The 20,182-nt window shown below is 36.7% G+C and carries 14 protein-coding genes; 11 read left to right on the top strand and 3 right to left on the bottom strand.

Going from position 1 to position 20,182, the window contains the following annotated elements; genetic code table 11:
- Nucleotides 1-13: 13 nt before the first annotated feature.
- The gene (locus IWB64_RS04620; RefSeq protein WP_226975808.1) at nucleotides 14-3,091 is read right to left on the bottom strand and encodes a SusC/RagA family TonB-linked outer membrane protein; all 3,078 of its coding nucleotides are present in this window, start codon (nucleotides 3,089-3,091) and stop codon (nucleotides 14-16) included.
- Between the two features lie 275 nt (nucleotides 3,092-3,366).
- Here IWB64_RS04620 and IWB64_RS04615 point away from each other — a divergent pair, with 275 nt between their 5' ends.
- Entirely contained in the window at nucleotides 3,367-3,603 is a 237-nt protein-coding gene (locus IWB64_RS04615) for a universal stress protein (RefSeq protein ID WP_194535807.1), read from the top strand.
- Nucleotides 3,604-3,908: 305 nt separating this feature from the next.
- Here IWB64_RS04615 and IWB64_RS04610 read toward each other — a convergent pair whose 3' ends face one another.
- Nucleotides 3,909-4,640 (bottom strand): hypothetical protein, encoded by a 732-nt coding sequence (locus tag IWB64_RS04610; RefSeq protein WP_194532889.1) that lies wholly within the window; start codon nucleotides 4,638-4,640, stop codon nucleotides 3,909-3,911.
- A gap of 451 nt (nucleotides 4,641-5,091) precedes the next feature.
- Between IWB64_RS04610 and IWB64_RS04605 the strand changes: the two genes are divergently transcribed.
- The 10 genes from IWB64_RS04605 (at nucleotide 5,092) to IWB64_RS04560 (ending at nucleotide 19,039) form a co-directional block, all read left to right on the top strand.
- Nucleotides 5,092-6,564, top strand: coding sequence for an arginine decarboxylase (locus IWB64_RS04605; protein ID WP_194532888.1), 1,473 nt, complete (start codon nucleotides 5,092-5,094; stop codon nucleotides 6,562-6,564).
- Nucleotide 6,565: 1 nt separating this feature from the next.
- Nucleotides 6,566-7,507: an agmatinase gene (gene speB / locus IWB64_RS04600; RefSeq protein WP_194532887.1), complete on the top strand. Its 942-nt coding sequence runs from the start codon at nucleotides 6,566-6,568 to the stop codon at nucleotides 7,505-7,507.
- On the top strand, nucleotides 7,497-8,471 hold the full coding sequence (locus IWB64_RS04595) for a deoxyhypusine synthase family protein (protein ID WP_155595554.1): 975 nt from the start codon (nucleotides 7,497-7,499) through the stop codon (nucleotides 8,469-8,471). Before speB ends, IWB64_RS04595 begins: the two co-directional genes overlap by 11 nt.
- Nucleotides 8,468-8,797 (top strand): hypothetical protein, encoded by a 330-nt coding sequence (locus IWB64_RS04590; RefSeq protein ID WP_194532886.1) that lies wholly within the window; start codon nucleotides 8,468-8,470, stop codon nucleotides 8,795-8,797. Before IWB64_RS04595 ends, IWB64_RS04590 begins: the two co-directional genes overlap by 4 nt.
- 114 nt (nucleotides 8,798-8,911) lie before the next feature.
- Nucleotides 8,912-10,441 carry a bifunctional GNAT family N-acetyltransferase/carbon-nitrogen hydrolase family protein gene (locus tag IWB64_RS04585; RefSeq protein WP_155595068.1) on the top strand — a complete coding sequence of 510 codons (1,530 nt, stop codon included), beginning with the start codon at nucleotides 8,912-8,914 and terminating at the stop codon, nucleotides 10,439-10,441.
- Between the two features lies 1 nt (nucleotide 10,442).
- Nucleotides 10,443-11,813, top strand: coding sequence for a 30S ribosomal protein S6--L-glutamate ligase (gene rimK / locus IWB64_RS04580; protein ID WP_194532885.1), 1,371 nt, complete (start codon nucleotides 10,443-10,445; stop codon nucleotides 11,811-11,813).
- A 457-nt stretch (nucleotides 11,814-12,270) separates the two neighbouring features.
- Complete coding sequence (locus IWB64_RS04575; protein ID WP_194532884.1) at nucleotides 12,271-12,765, top strand: CAP domain-containing protein; 495 nt, start codon at nucleotides 12,271-12,273, stop codon at nucleotides 12,763-12,765.
- Between the two features lie 364 nt (nucleotides 12,766-13,129).
- A complete protein-coding gene (locus tag IWB64_RS04570) occupies nucleotides 13,130-16,108 on the top strand; it encodes an Ig-like domain-containing protein (RefSeq protein ID WP_226975806.1) in 2,979 nt (992 codons plus the stop codon).
- Between the two features lie 42 nt (nucleotides 16,109-16,150).
- Complete coding sequence (locus IWB64_RS04565) at nucleotides 16,151-17,074, top strand: PorP/SprF family type IX secretion system membrane protein (RefSeq protein ID WP_194532882.1); 924 nt, start codon at nucleotides 16,151-16,153, stop codon at nucleotides 17,072-17,074.
- A gap of 12 nt (nucleotides 17,075-17,086) precedes the next feature.
- Nucleotides 17,087-19,039, top strand: coding sequence for an OmpA family protein (locus tag IWB64_RS04560; protein WP_194532881.1), 1,953 nt, complete (start codon nucleotides 17,087-17,089; stop codon nucleotides 19,037-19,039).
- A 142-nt stretch (nucleotides 19,040-19,181) separates the two neighbouring features.
- Here the strand turns inward: IWB64_RS04560 and IWB64_RS04555 are convergent, their stop codons facing one another.
- Nucleotides 19,182-20,123, bottom strand: a complete 942-nt coding sequence (locus IWB64_RS04555) for an NAD-dependent epimerase/dehydratase family protein (protein WP_194532880.1) — start codon at nucleotides 20,121-20,123, stop codon at nucleotides 19,182-19,184.
- Nucleotides 20,124-20,182 lie beyond the last annotated feature (59 nt).

Here is a 20,182-nt window from a genome sequence, read left to right as displayed (position 1 = left end):
TATTTTTATTTTTTTAAAATCCTACTTCCAGTCCAAAAATAATTCCAGTAGGTCTTGGATATGCTCTAATATCAATACCACGACCAGTTACTGAATTAACAGTAGGCCTGAATCCGAAAAAACCATCGTTTTCATTAGAACGAGCTCCATTCGTAGAGGCAACATCAGGATCATACCCTGAGTAATTGGTAACCACAAACAAATTTTGACCCGTAACGGATAAACGGAAACGTTTTATCCATTCTGTTTTAATATATTCTGAGAAATCGTAGCCTACAGTAAGATTTTGCAAGCGAATAAAAGAACCATCTTCAACAGCATACGATGAAGGAAGCCCATTCTGACCTGGGTCTGTTGATGTTGGCCTAGGTAGACTACCTGTTGTATTTTGAGGACTCCATCTATCTAAAACGTCTGTAAACTTATTACCATCCGCACTTAATGTGTTAAAGACACGCGCTTGGTTATAAATTTCGTTTCCTTGAACACCATTAATAAAAATACTGAAATCAAAGTTTTTATACTCACCATTAAGATTGATACCGTAAGTGAAATCAGGAACGGGACTACCCAAAATAGTTTGGTCTTCATTATTGATTTGCCCATCACCGTTGATATCCTTTTTAATGAAATCCCCAGGCGAAAGAGCAGAGATGTTAGGGTCATTGCTTCTGTTAGGGTCACTATCTATTTGAGCTTGATCGTCATAAACTCCATCAACTACAAAACCATAAAAGGATCCTGGGTCTTCACCCGCTCTAAATATATTCACGCTTTGAATTCCCTCGTTTACTGAAGGACCAAAAAATTCACTTGGAACTTGGGTTAAAGTACTCTTTTGAGTAGCGAGATTAATTCCAATATCAAATTTAAAATCTCCTTCGGTCTTTTTATAATTTAACAAGAATTCTATACCGCTATTCTCTAAACCACCTGCATTTTGTGTTAGAGGTACATTGGTACCGTTTGAACTAGGGATAGGTACAGCTACCAATAGGTTTTCAATATCCTTTTTATAATATTCAGCAGAGAAGGTTAAAGCATTATTGAATAAACCAAGATCAATCCCGAAATTCACGGTAGAAGACGTTTCCCATTGCAGTCCGTCATTGGCAAACGACGTTTGTGCAAAACCAGGTGCTATAGAATTTCCAAATGAAGCGGAAGAGGTGGTGCCCACAACGGACTGGTAAAGGTAATTGCCGACATTTTGAGCACCTAACTCACCGTAACCCCCACGTAATTTTGCTTCTGAAATAATACCGTCTTGAGGAAAAAATTCTTCGTCACTAATTCTCCAACCTAAAGAAAAGGAAGGAAAAACATCAGAACGGAAGCCCTCTGCAAACTTGGAAGATTTATCGCGTCTAATCGTTCCAGTAAATAAGTACTTACCCGCAAACGAATAATTGAGACGACCAAATGTGGAAATTAATCCGTCAACTTCCTTAAAACCGGCGCTTCCAATAATGTTATCAACTCCTGCAGCACCAGTTGTACGTATGTCATTGGATGGAAGATTGCCAACGTAGTTTGCCAGCAAGTCATATCGTGTTCTTAATTGTCCGTAACCAACAACAACGTCTACTTTATGATTGCCAAATTCCTTGTTATAATTTAGGGTAGGTTCAATCTGAGTTTTTAAGAACTCGGAACGAACATGGGTCAAGTCATTTTGTGGATTATCATTAAAACGTGCATCTGTAGGGCTCATAAAATATGTAGGCCTGAATGTTTCCCGAAAACTGTTTGTGTAATCTAAACCTAGATTTAGTTTCGCAGTTAATCCATCGACTATTTCATAAGCAACACTTACATTTCCTAATAAGTTTCTTCTGGTCTCAAGATTGTCATCTAATGTTGCTAGAGCATAATTATTTATGCCGCCGAAACCTGAGGTTTCTCTTACCGGTGCCTCAAACCCACCTTCATTCTCAGGAGCATTAAAACGTAAAATAGGTGATGTGGCAGCTTCAAACCCAAAATATTCATTCTCCTGAATTTTACTTTGAGTTAAACCAATGGATTCCGTAATGGTAAATTTCCCTATGTTAAAATCACTATTTACCCGCGCATTGATTCTTTCAAAGCCTGATCCAACAAGAATACCATCTTGGTTATAATAATTAGTAGAAAAAAAGAATCTAGACTTTTCGTTGCCTCCTGCTACAGAAACGCCGTAATCTTGAATTGGCCCGGTACCTAAAGACTTATCTTGCCAATCAGTGTAGGTAAGACTTCCGTTCTCAGAAAAATTAGCAGGATCAATTTGGAAACCGCTCGCGTCGTTTGTCTCAAAGTCCCTTCGATAATCCAAAAATTGTTCGCTGTTCAAGAAATCTAGTTTTTTTGATGCAACTTCAAACCCTCCTCTTATGTTTAGATTGACTGAAATTTCGTCCCGAATTCCTTTTTTTGTTGTAATCAATACTACACCATTAGAGGCTCGAGACCCGTAAATTGCTGCAGAAGATGCATCTTTAAGTACTTGAATCGACTCAATATCGTTTGGATTCACGAAATCCATATTTTCTGCAAAGGTTCCGTCTATTACATATAATGGAGAAGAATTGGTTAGAGAACCAATTCCACGCACGAACACGTTTGCGGAACCACCAGGCTGACCGCCAAATGTTTCAACTTGTACACCTGCCAGTTTACCTTGCAGGGCAGCCGTAGGATTGCCTGTAACCACCTGGGCAATATCTTCTGCCTTTATAGAAGCAATAGCACCGGTAACCTCTCTTCGGCTTTGAGTACCATAGCCCACGACTACCACTTCATCTAGTAGTGCGGAATCTTCACTAAGCTCTACATCAATAGTAGAACGATTTGAAACGGTAATTTCTTGAGTTGAAAACCCAATGTAACTAAATACTAATACGGCATCAGCGCTTAAATCGGAAATGGTATAATTTCCGTCAAAATCCGAAGTTACCCCGTTTGTGGTTCCCTTTACCACAATGTTAACTCCGGGTAATGGTCCTTGCATATCAGATACCGTCCCAGATACCTGTGTGGTTTGCGCAAAAGCAATACTACCAAGTAGTGCAAAAGCAAAACCCATAATTTGTTTGAGTAATTTTCCCATAATAAAAATAATTTTAATTAAGAGTTTTTGTTAGTTTATATAATATGCTATGATAGGCTATGCTACTATACAAATATAGAACAAATTGCCTAAAACCAAAATTTATCTTAATAAAAATGATATTATCTTAATATATAAGGTTAAAAATACAAACATGATAATTTTTGAAAATGGATTATAGCTATTAACTACAGGCAAGTTTTTTTTGTGTTAAAAGGGGGCTATATTGAGTGCTGCTGTAATAGTTTACTTCAAATCATGAGACGAAAGAGGATATTGACGGTCTAGAGAAGTACGAAAAAAGACTTGAACAATTGGGGTATGAAGCAAAAGATAAAATAGGATTTGGAAATGCTCCTCATGAAATTGCCAGAATAGTTAAGGATGAAGAAATAGATTTTCTGGTTATGGGCGTTCATGGCCATAAAGGAATCAAGGATGTAATCTTTGGGACTACTTTAGATGCTGTTAGACACAAAACAAAAGTGCCTATTTTGATAGTGAATTCTTAAAATGGATAAAGTTGGATTTATACTAACGTGGAAATCCTTCAAAGCTTCTCTCTAGATTTCATAGACATCGAACTTTTTAACCAATTCGTTTATCCTTTTTTTATTTTCTTCTAGTTTAGCTTTAAGTTTCTCGATCTGTTCTTTCTGTTCTTTCGTAAGGGGGTTCATGGCATCATTATTATGCTTGTCCGTTTATAACGGAGCATGAAGGCTTACATTGTGTACTTTTTAATCAATTATGAAATTTTTATCACAAAAACTGTTGATAACTTAATATTAGCATGTATTGTTCAACCACAATAATTTTAATCCTTTCTCTTTGTCCAAATCTCGTACATAGGTTCTCCTTTACTGTTTTTTCCGGTATGATGCCAATCGTTTTCTTTTAGGTCGTAATTGAACTTTAAAGTAGCTCCAACTCGTGAATCATCTTTAGAGAAAAATTCAATATTTTCCGTGTATTTTCCATCTTCTGATGTAAATGAACCGCCTCCGGTTCCAGAGAATTTCATTGTTTCGGTTTGGTAGGCAATCCATTGGAAACGACCATCTTTTAATATTTTCAGCGTTTTTCTAGGATTTTCTTCTCCTCTTCGTTCTTGGTCTTCATCTGGGCCACGGGTGGCAAAAAGCCATTTACCATCTAAGTCTTGGGTAAGTAAAGGAGCTGGTTTAAATGATTTTTTAGTTTTCATATCAAGGATAAGCTCATCTTCCTTTTCCTCAAAGGGGATACTAAGTATTCTCAGTTGGTCATTTTCATAATTAGAATTGAATTCTAAAAGAACGACTAGTCGGTTTTCTTCAATTTTTACAAAACCTCCACGGGTCATAATAAACCGAGCTGGATTTTTTTCATAAATGGTATGAGTTAGGTAATCATCAATTATATGAAGCTCATGAACGACACTTTTTTCATCAACGCTCTCTTCAGAAAAGTAGGTTTCTGATGGTAGTTGGGCTTGCATTAAATTTGTTACGATCAAAAAGAGGCATATGACCATGCTTTTTGAGGAGAATGTGATGCTGTTTTTCATTTTTTATTTGCATTTTAATACCTTAAAAATAAGGTAATTACAGAATATTTTGTATTATTATTTCTAGTGAGAAAACTTTTTTTTGCGTTTTGTCGTAATTTCTCTGAAAACGCTTGTTTTTACATTTTTTTTGTTTTCATTTGTCCTGTCTTTAGCAATATAAAACTAAAGGCATTAAGAGCTTTTAGCTGAACAACATGCAATGTGTTTCTATGTTCGGGCTATGGGAGATTAGGAAGTCAAATCTCATAGCAACCCATCAGATGGGCCGCCGAATTTTAAAGCTAACTTCCGATTTTTCTACATCTATTGTGCAAAGCCAGCACATATACTTTTTCATTCCTACTACTCAGGAACAAATTCTTATATGATACCATCGGTAACAATTTCATAACTTATAGAGCACACATTAGTTAAAAAATATCCCGATTTTCATTCACAAGAATTCACGATGAACAATAAATATATCGATTTAATCGATCAAACTTACTTTTTCCCTCAAGAAGAGTTTACTCTTGAGAACGAGCATTTAAAATTTCACAACATACCGCTTCAAGAGTTGGTAGAGAAATATGGTAGCCCGTTAAAATTCACCTATTTGCCTAAAATATCCGAGAATATTGCTAGGGCAAAGAATTGGTTTGCAAACTCTATCATAAAGAATGAGTATAAGGGCAAGTACCACTATTGCTATTGTACTAAAAGTTCTCATTTTCAGCATATTTTACATGAAACGCTTAAGAACGATATTCATATTGAAACTTCTTCTGCTTTTGATATTAATATAGTAGAGCAACTGAAAAAAGACGGCAAATTAAAAGACGATGCTTACGTTATTTGTAACGGCTTTAAACGCGACCAATATATTGAGAATATTGCAAGGCTTATTAATAACGGTCATCGCAATTGCATTCCAATAATTGATAACTACGAAGAAATAGACCTATTGTCTGATGTTATCGAAGACACTTATAAGATTGGTATTCGTATAGCTTCAGAAGAAGAGCCAAAATTTGAATTCTATACCTCTCGTTTGGGTATTGGGTACAAGAATATTGTACCTTTTTACGAAAACCAGATTAAGGATAATGATAAGGTAGAGCTTAAGATGCTTCATTTCTTCATCAATACCGGTATTCGTGATAACGCTTATTACTGGAACGAACTTGTAAAATGTCTAAAGGTATACACTCGTTTAAAGAAGATGTGCCCCTCTTTGGATAGCTTAAATATTGGCGGAGGTTTTCCTATCAAAAACTCTTTGGCTTTTGAATACGATTATCAGTATATGATTGATGAGATTTTAAATCAAATCAATATTACGTGTCAAGAGGCAGATGTACCTGTGCCAAATATTTTTACTGAATTCGGAAGCTTCACAGTTGGTGAGAGTGGTGGGGCCATTTATGAAATCCTTTACCAAAAACAACAGAACGACCGTGAAAAATGGAATATGATAGATTCATCTTTCATTACCACGTTACCAGACACTTGGGCTATTAACAAGCGTTTTATTATGTTGCCTATAAACCGTTGGAACGATGAGTACGAGCGTGTTTTATTAGGAGGGCTAACTTGCGATAGTGATGATTATTACAATAGCGAGCAGAACATGAACGCCATTTATTTACCCAAATATAAACGGGATAAACCTTTGTATATAGGCTTTTTTAATACAGGAGCTTACCAAGAGACCATAGGTGGTTTTGGCGGTTTGCAGCACTGTTTGATCCCACAACCCAAACATATCTTAATAGATAAAGATGCCAATGGCAATCTTACTTATGAGGTTTTTAGTCAGCAACAAAAGGCAGAAGACTTACTAAGCATTTTGGGTTACGAAAAGAAAAAACCAGCCAATGACGGCAGCGATAATATTGTCGCAAATACAATTACATCAAACATATCAAATTCACTTAATTAAGATGAGCACAACAAAGAATTATGCGGGTATCCCCGATAAATTCGCACAGTTAGAAACGGCAAAGGTCATTTTAATACCTGTGCCTTACGATGGAACAAGTACTTGGGGTAAAGGAGCCGATAAAGGTCCTCAGGCATTTCTAGAAGCTTCGGAGAATATGGAGCTTTATGATATAGAGACCAATACCGAGGTTTATGAGCAAGGCATTCACTTAGCCGAAGCCATAACCGAAAATAGTTCGCCAGAAGCGGTAGTAAATGCCGTTCATAAAAGAACCAAAAAGTATATTAAGCGTAACAAATTTGTTACCTTGTTTGGTGGTGAGCATTCCATTTCTATTGGTACCATTCGTGCCTTTAATGAGTGTTTTGATAATTTGACAGTTTTGCAGATTGATGCCCATGCAGATTTGCGTGAGTCGTATGAAGGTACTAAGTACAATCATGCCTGTGCAGTTCATGAAGCTAGCCAGACTACGAATCTTATTCAAGTAGGTATCCGTTCTATGGATGCTATTGAGCGGACGTTTATGGATGAGGAGAAAACATTTTTCGCACATGACATGGCCCAAGATGAATACTGGATGGATAAAGTAATTGAAGCAATGACAGACAATGTGTTGATCACATTTGATCTTGATGCTTTTGACCCATCTATTATGCCTTCTACAGGTACTCCTGAACCAGGCGGCCTTTTCTGGTATGAGACCTTAGAGTTTTTAAAACAGGTATTTGAGGAAAAGAACGTAGTTGGTTTTGATATTGTAGAGCTTTGTCCAAATCCATCAGAAAAATCTTCTGATTTCTTGGCGGCAAAATTGTATTATAAAATGCTTAGCTATAAATTTATGGGTGAGGCAGCAGATGACGATTACGATAACACTTACGATGTAGATAGCAAATCTGCTAACAACGGTTCAAAATTTGAAGATGATGAAGACTAAAGGAGCAATTTCAGAATTTATAGAAAAGTACTACTTGCACTTTAATGCAGCTGCTTTGGTGGATGCCGCAAAAGGCTACGAAGCACAATTGAACAAAGGTTCTAAAATGCTTGTTTCGTTAGCTGGTGCCATGAGTACGGCTGAATTAGGTAAGATTTTTGCCGAAATGATTCGCCAGGATAAGGTGCAAATTATATCATGTACTGGTGCCAACCTTGAGGAAGATATCATGAACTTGGTAGCACATTCACATTACAAACGTGTACCTAACTACCGTGATTTAACTCCTAAGGATGAGTGGGCTTTACTTGAAAAGGGACTTAACCGTGTGACGGATACTTGTATTCCTGAGGAGGAAGCTTTTAGAAGGTTGCAAGAGCATATAGTTAAAATATGGAAAGATGCCGAGGCAAAAGGCGAGCGTTATTTGCCGCATGAGTATATGTACAAGATGTTGCTTTCCGGTGTTCTTGAAGAGCATTATGAGATTGATTTAAAAGACTCTTGGATGTACGCTGCCGCGGAAAAAAACCTTCCTATTGTTTGCCCAGGTTGGGAAGACAGTACTATGGGTAATATTTTTGCTTCATACGTGTTAAAAGGTGAGTTGAAAGCTAGTACCGTTAAATCTGGTATTGAGTATATGACCTTTTTAGCAGATTGGTACACAGATAATTCTGAGAACGGAATTGGTTTCTTTCAAATTGGTGGTGGTATAGCAGGAGATTTTCCTATCTGTGTAGTGCCAATGCTTTACCAAGATATGGAAAGAACCGATACACCTTTCTGGAGCTATTTCTGCCAGATCAGTGATTCAACTACAAGTTATGGTTCGTACTCAGGTGCGGTACCAAACGAAAAAATTACTTGGGGTAAACTAGATATTGATACTCCTAAGTTTATTATTGAAAGCGATGCAACTATTGTTGCACCATTAATATTTGCATATCTTCTTGACTTATGAGCAATAAACGAGACACCTCAAATTTAAAGCGCGTCATAGTAGACTTTAAAAAATTAACGCCAGAAGTATTAAAACTTTTGGTAGCAGCTTACCCAGATGGGTATGATGATAGAAATATCATTTCTTTCAGAAACGCCAGTGGCGAACGTATTGAAGCAGTTGAAGTATTGACCGAAGACACCAAATATTTGGTAAAGATCAGTGCAAAGCTTGAGTATACCATGGAGAATTATGATGAAGACGATTATGAAGATTTTGAAGATGATGATCCAGAAGCAGTGGGCGAGCCAGACCCAGAAGATATGGCTCAAGATGACGATGAATAATATTGTTATCAGGTTTGTAATGAACCTTTCTGTGCTTGGTATTCAGGCTAAGAAATCCCTTGTTCTATTCCAAGGTTTTGTTGATAGAGATACTAATTATTTAAGGTCCATTCAATGAAAATAGAAGAAATAGAAAATATAGAATTAAAGTTTTTAGACCTTGATGATTATCAAGAGCTTAAAAGCGCCATGATTTCTGCATATACTAATATGCCCGGATCGTATTGGAAAGAGGAGCATATAAAATCGCTAATCGATAAATTTCCAGAGGGTCAGGTAGTTATTAAGATCAATGGACAGTTAGCCGGTGTGGCCCTGTCCATTATCGTAGACTATGATAGTTTTGATGATGAGCATACCTATGAGCAGATTACAGGTAACTATTCTTTTTCCACGCATAATGATGAAGGAGATGTGCTTTATGGTGTTGAGGTTTTTATAAAGCCTCAGTTCCGTGGTCTTAGATTAGGAAGGCGTTTGTACGATTACCGAAAGGAATTGTGTGAAAAGCTAAACCTTAAGAGTATTGCTTTTGGAGGTAGAATGCCCAATTTCCATAAATATATGGATGAGCTTACTCCAAAAGAGTATATAGCCAAAGTGCGTAGAAAAGAGATTGCCGATCCTGTATTAAACTTTCAGATTAGCAACGATTTTCACCCTGCCAAGGTTATGAAGGGTTATTTGGAAGGTGATAAAGCTTCTAGTGACTTTGCTATCTTAATGGAATGGGATAATATTTACTACCAAAAACCATCTAAAAAAGCTTCGGCTAAAAAGACGGTTATACGTTTAGGACTTATACAATGGCAGATGCGTCCGTATAAGGATTTGGAAGAATTGTTGCAACAGGCTGAGTATTTTATTGATGCCGTATCTGGTTATCGGTCAGATTTTGCATTGTTTCCGGAGTTTTTTAATGCACCTTTAATGGCAAAGGACAATCATTTGTCTACGCCAGATGCTATTCGTGAGTTAGCTAAACATACGGATGCTATTGTACAGAAATTTTCGGAATTTTCTATTTCGTACAACATCAATATCATTACCGGGAGTATGCCCGAAATGATTGATGGACGTCTATACAACGTTGGTTATTTGTGTAGAAGAGATGGTAGTATGGAACGTTATGAAAAGCTGCATGTAACACCAGACGAAGCTAAAGTTTGGGGTATGCAAGGCGGGAATCAATTAAAGGCTTTTGATACGGATTGTGGTAAAATCGGAATTTTAATATGTTACGATTCGGAATTTCCAGAGTTAAGCCGTTTATTGGCAGATGAAGGAATGGACATATTATTCGTTCCTTTCTTGACCGATACGCAAAACGGGTACTCAAGAGTACGACATTGCGCTCAGGCAAGAGCAATTGAAAATGAATGCTATGTGGCTATCGCAGGTAGTGTAGGCAACTTGCCAAATGTTCAGAACATGGACATACAGTTTGCTCAATCCATGGTATTTACACCTTGCGATTTTTCATTTCCAACAAATGGTATAAAGGCAGAAGCCACACCAAATACGGAGATGATTTTAATTGCTGATGTAGATATCGATTTATTGCGAGAACTCAATCAATTTGGGGCAGTACGCAATTTAAAAGATAGAAGAAAAGATATATTTGAACTTAGAAAAAAAGTATAGTTTGACAGACTTAAAGATTATAGGTAGTGAAGAATGGTGTGTGTTTGAGAACCTGGGTATTCCAGCCATAAAGGCAAGGGTAGATTCAGGAGCTAAAACATCCTCTATACAAGCAACCAATATTAAAATTATTATGAAGGGCACCCAAGAATGGGTAAAGTTTGAGGTGAGCCCTTTACAAGAGAATAGGAGTATAGCTATACCTTGCCAAGCTAGATTAGTAGACCGTAGAATGGTAAAAAGTTCTTCTGGTATTTCTGAAGAACGTTTGGTGGTACGTACGCCTGTTAGTATAGGAGAAGATACTTTTGAAGTAGAACTTACCTTGGCAAACCGCGATACTATGGAGTTTCGTATGCTGTTAGGTAGAGAGGCTATTAATGAACGGTATATTGTAAACCCGGCATTAAACTATCAAATTCAAGATTTTGATGATGAGGCTGTAAACAAAATGTATGCTCCTTATTTTAAGGAAAAGTCGGGTCTTAAAATAGCATTACTTGCTAGTAACCCTAACCTATATAGTAATAAACGTATTATAGAAGCGGCTGAAGCTCGCGGACACGAAATTGTTTTTCTTAACGTAGAACATGCATATATGAAGTTAGATGCCCACTCACCTGAAATACGGTACAGAGGGGGAAATATTCTAAATGCTTTTGATGCAGTTATTCCTAGAATTAAACCATCGGTTACGTTCTATGGTTGTGCTTTGATCAGACAGTTTGATAATCTTGGGGTGTATTGCCAAAATACCGCTGAAGCTATTACACAGTCTAGAGACAAACTTTTTGCATCGCAGTTGTTCTCTAAGAATGACATACATATACCAATTACAGGTTTTGCAAAATCTCCAATGGATACCAAAGACCTTATTAAAATGGTAAACGGTGCTCCACTTATTATTAAATTGTTGGAAAGCACCCAAGGTAAAGGAGTGGTGCTAGCAGAAACGAATAAGGCTGCGGAGAGTGTAATTAATGCGTTCAAAAGTGTGAATACTAACATTTTGGTGCAAGAGTTCATTAAAGAAGCCAATGGGCAGGATATTCGCTGTTTCGTAGTAAACGGAAAAGTGGTGGCATCAATGCAACGTCAGGCAGAAAAGGGTGAGTTTAGGGCTAACATTCACCAAGGTGGTAAGGCTTCTATAATTAAGATTACCTCGGAAGAGCGTAAACTGGCACAGAAAGCTGCAAAGGTCCTTAACCTTGCAGTAGCTGGTGTAGATATTATTCGTTCAAACAAAGGACCGTTATTGTTAGAGGTAAACTCTTCACCGGGTCTTGAGGGAATTGAAAATGCTACAGGTAAAGATATAGCTAACGAAATGATTGTGGCTATTGAGAAAAAGTTGAGATTTAGTATCTAATCCTATTATATAGGTACAAAGGTTAATCCAATAGTAAAGTATAATGCGATTGTCGCTACTGATAAGTAGATGGCAATCGCATTTTGCATTCCAGAGAAGATATTTTTTATAAATATTAGGCCAGTTTTATCAATTCAATGAAGATTGTCTTCTTACAGGATAAAAACATGCGATTTTCAAAAAAAGTGTCTTTCATCTGCTATTAGTTGTGCCTTACCGATACTCAGGTTTTAGTGCCATCGCCTAACGCATTTCTTTCCCCGTTTAAGTGTAAAATCATCGGTAGAGTACATCATTTATCCGATGTAAAATCGATTATTTTAGGTTTTATCTTATTGACTTACAGTTTTTTACACTTTAACGAGTAAAACTTACCGTTTAATAGAATTTCCTCAGGCACCCTACAATGTACCGTTCATAAATAGAGGAAACGAATTACAAAAAACAGATTTCAACTATGGTACGATTCAACATTTTAATTCTTATTGCACTTGCAACTTTAATGACTTCGTGTTCAACTTCTACTACTGAAGAAGATGATTTGTACAAGGCTGTTGCAACTACAAATGAAGAAGTAACGATTTCTGCTATAGAACAAGACGTTATAGATGTTGTAAATGATTATAGAGTTTCAGTTGGTCTTAATGCAGTAGAGTTTAGTGGTGTTGCTTACGGTTATGCAAATTCTCATAACGAGTATATGATTTCTGAAGGTATTATCAGCCATGATAATTTTGATAAAAGAGCTTCTAAATTATCTGAGGAAGCAAATGCCGATTTCGTTTCTGAAAACTTAGGTATGGATTATACAAATGCTGATGATATTCTTGAAGCTTGGAAAAATAGCCCAACGCACAAGAAAGTAATGGAAGGTAACTTTAAATATACAGCGGTTAGTGTTACTGCAGATGAGAACGGTGTTCTTTACTTTACTCAATTATTTTTCCAATAAGATAATAGTACTGAATTAGTTCTTAGTTAATTACAAAATTCTGACCTCCTATTTCGTATGAAGTAGGAGGTTATTTTTTTTATAGTCTCTATATGCTACTGCATCTATATAGAATTAATAGCAGGAATGCGAGTGTAAATCTAAATCATATGCTATTGTAATATTTTAATCGATTAAATGTAGTCTAAAACTGTATTTTGTTTTGAATATTACCGTTCATCGAAAAAAATGACATTTTACCGAAGGTATATAATAGCATAGACAATAAATAGTAGGCGAACCCTGTTTTTTATAGGACTTAACCTACAATTGTTTGCCTATGATACGTAAAACTACTCTAAAGCAAAATTTTATATGTTTATTAATGTTTTTTTGCGCTCTTACACACGCGCAAGACAAAGTATATGCTGATGCCGTTTCAAGCGAAGATCAAGTAGACCTATCCAACAATGCCATTGATTCCGATTTAACGACCAATGCAACCATCCGGGCTAACTCGGGTTTAGCTTTAGGTCTTGGTGCTTATGATGGTCATTTGGAACTTACTTATCCAACGACTTTACCTGCAAACACCACTAGTTATATTAAAGTTGATTCTGAAGAGGATATACTTTCAAGTTTATTGGGCGGCAGCTTAGGCGGTTTACTTTCTGATATTACTGGTGTTGTGCTAATTGGTAATCAGGAATTTTCTGTAGAAACTCTTAATAATACCAATGTAGTACAGCAGGCCAACTCTAGTGCTGCAAATGCTTTTTCATCTGATGAGGCACGAGTTATTATGGATAAAAACGGAGATTACTTTCTTGCCTTAACTCCATCTAGTCCGTATGACAGAGTACGCTTAACGAATAGCATGGGGTCATTAATAGGATTAGGTCAAGAACGTGACTTAGATGTCTATGGAGTTTTTTATGGAGATGGAGATACACCTTGCGGTGCACCTGATTATACTTCTTATAGTGGTAATGGTATTTCAATAGACTTACTGGATCTAGGTGGAGCCGGGGTAACAAACCCAGATTTGGCCATAGATGGAGATAGAAGTACCTTTTCTAAGTTAGGTCTTGGAATTATAGATGTTGCAGCAGATGTTGAGCAGACTATCTATTTTAATAGTGCAGATGATACAAATGATAATTATTACGTAGAGATTGGAATAGACCCGTCTTTATTGCAATTAGATATTACTAATTCAATAGAAGTAATAGGTCAAAATGGAGCAGATGCACCGGTGTTTTCGGAGAATTTATCTAATTTATTAGATTCAGACTTATTAGGTATATTACAAAGTGGCGAAACAGTCATTATAGATTTTGACCCCGCAACTCCCGTTGATAGAGTAACGGTGCAGTTATCATCTTTAGTAGGTGTTGGTATTGATCAACATATTAGAATTTTTGATGTTTATAGGGCACCTGCAACACCAGAAATCACTTCTACGGCAGATGATTTAAATATCTGTGCTGGTTCAAGTACTACTATTACAGCAGAAGTTCAAAACGCCAACAACGTTGAGCTAAGATGGTATGATGCCGCGGAAAACGGGAATTTATTAGCAACTACAAATTCAGGTGATGCTTTTGCTACGCCAATTTTAAATTCGGATACTACCTATTATGTAGCTTCTGCTGAAATAGGATGCGCTCAGGAATCACCACGAACTGAAGTTGAAGTGAATGTAGAACCTATACCAACTGCCGCAGATATTACTGTTTTAGGTAATGAGAATGCTATTTGTTCATCAAACAATGTAGTGCTTGTTCCGTCAAGTTCTATTGATGGTACTTTTTCATGGTATTTAGATGCAAATAAGACCACTGAAATTACAGACGGCATGGTGTCTGGCAATGTCACTTATGAAATAGATGACAATGGTGTAATGACCATAACCGGACTTACCGAAGCAGGTGGACCTTACAATTATTATGTATCTGTAAAAGATGATTTAGCAGGTTGCGAGAACGCTTCGGGAGATTTACAATCTGTTGAAGTAAATGTGTTAGACGTTGCAAAAACAATATCTATTGATTCAAACCCTATGATTAGTCTAGATGGTTTGCTAGATATTTTTAACGGTACCAATACGGTAGATGTAACCGGAACTGTTTCTGGTGATGTTATTCCAGGAGAGCCTATATCTTTAGCCGTAAACGGAAAACTATATGATGGTGTAGTAGCGGCAGATGCCTCTTTTAGCGTAGAGGTAGATGCTTTAGATTTAGTTTCCGATTTAGATAATACACTCGAAGCTTTTCTACAAGGTGTCCTTTGTACCGTGTCTGATGAGATTTTAGTAGACCTTCCTGATTTGTTAATAGATGATGTACAACCGGTATTTTGCGCTTCTGATTTTGCTACGGTAGCAGATTTACAAGTAGGTCTAGAAGATATAATTTTATTTGATGCCCTAACAGATGGGTTGCAATTAACAGCTGAGACACCTTTGGTGGACGGCCAAGTTTATTTTGCAGGAATTTTAGATATACCTACATCTATATTGGCAAGAGTGCAGATAGAAGTTAGTGTTGTTGATGTTCCAACACCAACTACAAATTCTACAGACCAAACTTTTTGCGATAGCGATACGCCAATGGTGGCAGATATTCAGACGGATCAAACCAATGTTGTCTTCTACGATAGCGCTTCAGGAGGAGATGCAATTGATCCTTCCTCAGCAATAGAAAATGGACGTAGCTATTATGTGGCAGCTGTTGAAAATGGTTGCGAAAGTAGTGAGCGCTTAATGATAACCACTACTTTGTTTAATGATGGTTCTTCTCCTATTGCCTTAATGGGAGAATCTGTAAAAGTTTGTCAAAACCGCTCGTACACCTACGTTACCAATAGTGGTAAACAAGATTACTCTTGGACCGTAGTAGGTGGTACAATTACAGAAGGCGGTACTTCTACAGATGATTTTGTGACCATAACATGGACGGAGTTAACCAATACAGATCTTAATGTTTCTTACGTAGATGATTCAACCTGTAGCCCAAATAAGATGATGTTTCTTGCTGTTGAGGTAACTACTTGTGGAATGGTTCTGGGCGAAGAATTCTGTCTAAAGGTATTCAATGAATTTTCTCCTAATAATGACGGTTTCAATGATTTCTTTACTGTTCAATGTATTGAAGATTATTCAAATACTGTAGAAATATATAACCGTAATGGCAACCTCGTTTATAAAACCGCAGACTACCGCAATACTTGGGATGGTACGGCAAATGTAAAAAGCGTTTTAAACAACGGAGACCATTTGCCATCAGGAACGTACTATTATTTTATTCAAATACCGGAATTAGAAAGAAACCTAGTTGGCTGGTTACAACTGGCCAGATAACACATTGTGCTTTAAACTATTCATACCAAACCTTTATCAATTATGAAATTACTTTGCACTACTATAAAGATAGTTATGCTCAGCTATCTTGCCTTTAATATGAATACAGCTTATGGGCAACAACCTCCACAGTATACACAATACATGTATAATACAGCGGTATTGAATTCAGGTTATTCGGCTAGAGGTATTCTGGAAGCTACTGTTTTACATCGTTCACAATGGGTGGGTATAGATGGTGCTCCAGAGACGCAATCTTTATCCGTACAGGGAAGATTGAGAGAGAGAGTTGGTCTAGGACTTACCATTGTTAACGATAATATTGGAGCTGCAAATGACCTAGATGTAAATGGTACTTTTTCGTATGAGATACCAACTGGGTATTTTACAAAACTCTCTTTGGGAATTAATGCGGGAATAGATGTTCTAAAAGTGGACTGGTCCAAAGGAACTTACCAAGATGGGCAAGATCCAATATTTGCTGAAAACTTGAATAAAATCCGACCAGTTTTTGGCGCCGGAGCATACTTTCATAGCAGCAATTGGTACGTTGGGGTCTCTACCCATAATTTCTTGAATTCCCAAATTTACAGTGATGATCAAGAAATGGTAACCAATAGAAAAAGTCAGTATTATTTAATGGCAGGTTATGTTATGGACCTTTCTGATAATTTAAAATTCAAACCGGCTGTTTTAACCAAACATGTGGCAGGAGCTCCAATAACTGTAGACGTATCGGGAAATTTCTTGATAAAGGAAACTTTGGTATTGGGCTTGGCATACCGTTATAATGATGCCGTTAGTGCTTTGGCAGGTCTTCATATTGCTAAAAGCTTCTTTTTAGGGTACTCTTATGATTACTCTATAACGGGCTTGGAAAGTTACAATGACGGTTCACACGAAATCATTCTCAAATACAATCTATTTGATGCTAAGAAAAGAGCATTGTCACCTAGATTCTTCTAAAAACCTACAATCATGAAAAAACTAGTACTATATATATTTATGGGTACATGCCTTATGGTTACTGCTCAGAGTAAGGAAGAAAAAGCAAATGCCTATTTTGAAGATTTTAAATTTGACAAAGCAATTGATTTATATAGCGATCTAGCGGCAGAGAAAAAAAGACCTTCTCTAGATGTTATTCAGCATTTGGCGGATAGCTATTTTAATATGAACAGGTATCAAGAAGCAGTTAAGTGGTATGAGAAATTATATAGCATTAAGGGCAAGGAAGTTGGCGAAGGCAACATTATTAAATTAGTACAAAGCCTTAAAGCAAGTATGCAGAATGAAAAGGCGGATGAATTGTTAAGAGATTTTTATACAGATGAAGATAGGTTGAACATGATGTTGTCTCAAAAAAAGCATTTGGATAGCATGCTAAGTCAAAAAGAGAAATATACCACAAAGAATCTGCCTTTTAATAGTAGAAAATCAGATTTTGGACCTATGTTTTTTAACGATGGATTAATCTTCGCTTCGGCTAGAGATACTGTCAAGTCTAACGGAGAATTGTATCCATGGAACAAACAGCCTTATTTAGACCTCTATATTACTAAGCCAAATAATTCAAACTACATTCCGGAAAAATATTTAGAAAATTTGGAATCTTCTTATCATGATGCAACTTTGACGTTCTCTTGGGACGGACAAACGGTATACTTTACGCGCAATTACCTTAAGAAGAAAAACAAGTTGAGTGCCAATGATGATGGCTTGTCTAACATGCAAATCTTAAGGGGAACGATACATAATAATGAACTTATTAATATAACCTCGTTGAGTTTTAACAGTAAAGAGTATTCTTGTGGACATCCGGCACTAAGTCCCGACGGGAAACATTTGTATTTTACGTCTAACATGCCAGGAGGATTCGGAGAAAGCGATATTTATGTGGTTGACTTGAATAATGATGGAGATGTACTGTCAGACCCTATGAACTTGGGTTCTACAATAAACACACGTGGTAGAGAAATGTTTCCTTTTGTGAATAATGAGGTGTTGTATTTTTCATCAGATAGTCATTACGGACTTGGAGGATTGGATATTTTTGGTTCAATAATTTCTTCTAAGACCGAGTATTCTTTACCACTTAACATGGGCAAGCCTTTGAATAGTAATATGGATGACTTTTCATTCATACGAGAAAATAAAAAGGGTAACGGATATTTTGCTTCTAACCGTTCTGGAGGTAAAGGCGATGATGATATTTATCGCTTTGAAAAAGTGAAAGCAACAGATTGTTTAGAGTATTCAGGATACGTATTGAACAAGCTAACAGGCGAACCTATTGTAGATGCCAATGTAGAACTCAAAAATTCAGTAGATGAATTAGTTTCTATTTATAGAACGGATGATTCCGGTTATTATGAGATAATACTTCCGTGTAATAAAAAAAATACATTGGTCTTTTCAAGAGCGGGATTTTCTAAAGAAACCGTAATTATTGAAACAGGAGAAAATCCTGAAGCACCTTCCAAGGATAACAAAGTGTATTTAACTCCTTTTGATAGTTTGGTAGAAAAAGATGGTGATATGGAAAAAATTAAGGTGAATCCCATCTATTTTGAGTACGATAAATCCGATATCACTACAAGGGCAGAAATAGAACTGGAAAAGGTGCTTTTTGCGATGGAAACATTCCCTGAAATTAAGATTAAAATTGAATCACATACAGATGCCAGAGGTTCTGATTCGTATAATTTGGAGCTATCGGATAGTAGGGCAAAGTCTACTAGACGCTACTTACTTTCAAAAGGTATTGATGCGGATAGAATTGAAAGTGCCCACGGTTATGGGGAGTACCAACTAAAGAATGAATGTGCCAATGGCGTAAAATGTAGTGACCAAAAGCATTTGGAAAACAGACGGTCTAATTTCATTATCGTTTCCAAACAAGTTGATGAGGTTCGCAACGCAAAAAAATAACAGTACTAAACATTTCAAAAATGCTAGATACAGAACTAGCATTTTTGGGATGTGACTTTAAAAACTTTTTTAGCCTGTAGACGGGTTGTACTTTGGGTTAAATGGTTTTTAATTTATTACGATAGAATGTTGGGTCTTTGACTTAGGGAGCCAAATTTCCCAACATCTCTTTCGTGGTTTTTTTGAGGTCATATTCTGCTTTCCAACCCCAATCACGTCTTGCTTCTTGATCATTAATGCTACTAGGCCAAGAATCAGCTATTGCCTGACGAAAATCTGGTTCATAAGACATTTTAAAATCGGGAATATGGTTTTGAATGCTTTTCGCTATTTGAGAAGGCGTAAAGTTCATTGCCGATAGATTATAAGAAGAGCGAACTTTTACGTTTTCGGAATCGGTTTCCATTAGCTGTAAAGTGGCTTTAATGGCATCGTCCATAAACATCATAGGTAATTCGGTATCCTCTTTTAAAAAGCATGTATATGCTTTTTTTGATAATGCTTTGTGGTAGATTTCTACCGCATAATCTGTAGTTCCACCACCAGGCATGGTTTTCCAACTAATTAACCCAGGATAACGAATACTCCGTACATCAACTCCAAACTTGTGAAAGTAATAATCGCACCAGCGTTCTCCTGATTGCTTACTTATGCCGTAGACGGTACTTGGTTCCATTATGGTGCTCTGCAAAGTGTTTTCTTTTGGTGTGTTAGGTCCAAAAACGGCAATACTGGAAGGCCAGAATATTTTGTCTATTTTTCTCTCTTTGGCTAGGTTAAGGACGTTGAAGAGCGAATTCATATTCAAATTCCAAGCACGCATAGGAAATTTTTCTGCTGTAGCGCTCAACATAGCTGCCATTAGGTAGATTTCGGTAATTTCATAATAGGCTACAATCTCTTCAAGAGAATCATAATCCGTGGCATCTAAAATCTCAAATGGGCCGGAATCCATCAAATTTTCATTACCCTCACGAATATCACTGGCAATTACACTTTCATTGCCGTAAGTGTCGCGTAGCGCCATAGTTAGCTCAGTACCTATTTGGCCACAAGCACCTATAATTAGAATAGATTTTTCCATTAATATCTCGTTAAATGAATTGAGGAATAAAGATAGCGCTTCTTAAAATTTGTACATTC

The organism is Zobellia nedashkovskayae, assembly GCF_015330125.1.
In the GTDB taxonomy this organism is placed as follows: Bacteria; Bacteroidota; Bacteroidia; order Flavobacteriales; family Flavobacteriaceae; genus Zobellia; species Zobellia nedashkovskayae.
This window is presented reverse-complemented; position numbering and strand designations above follow the sequence as displayed.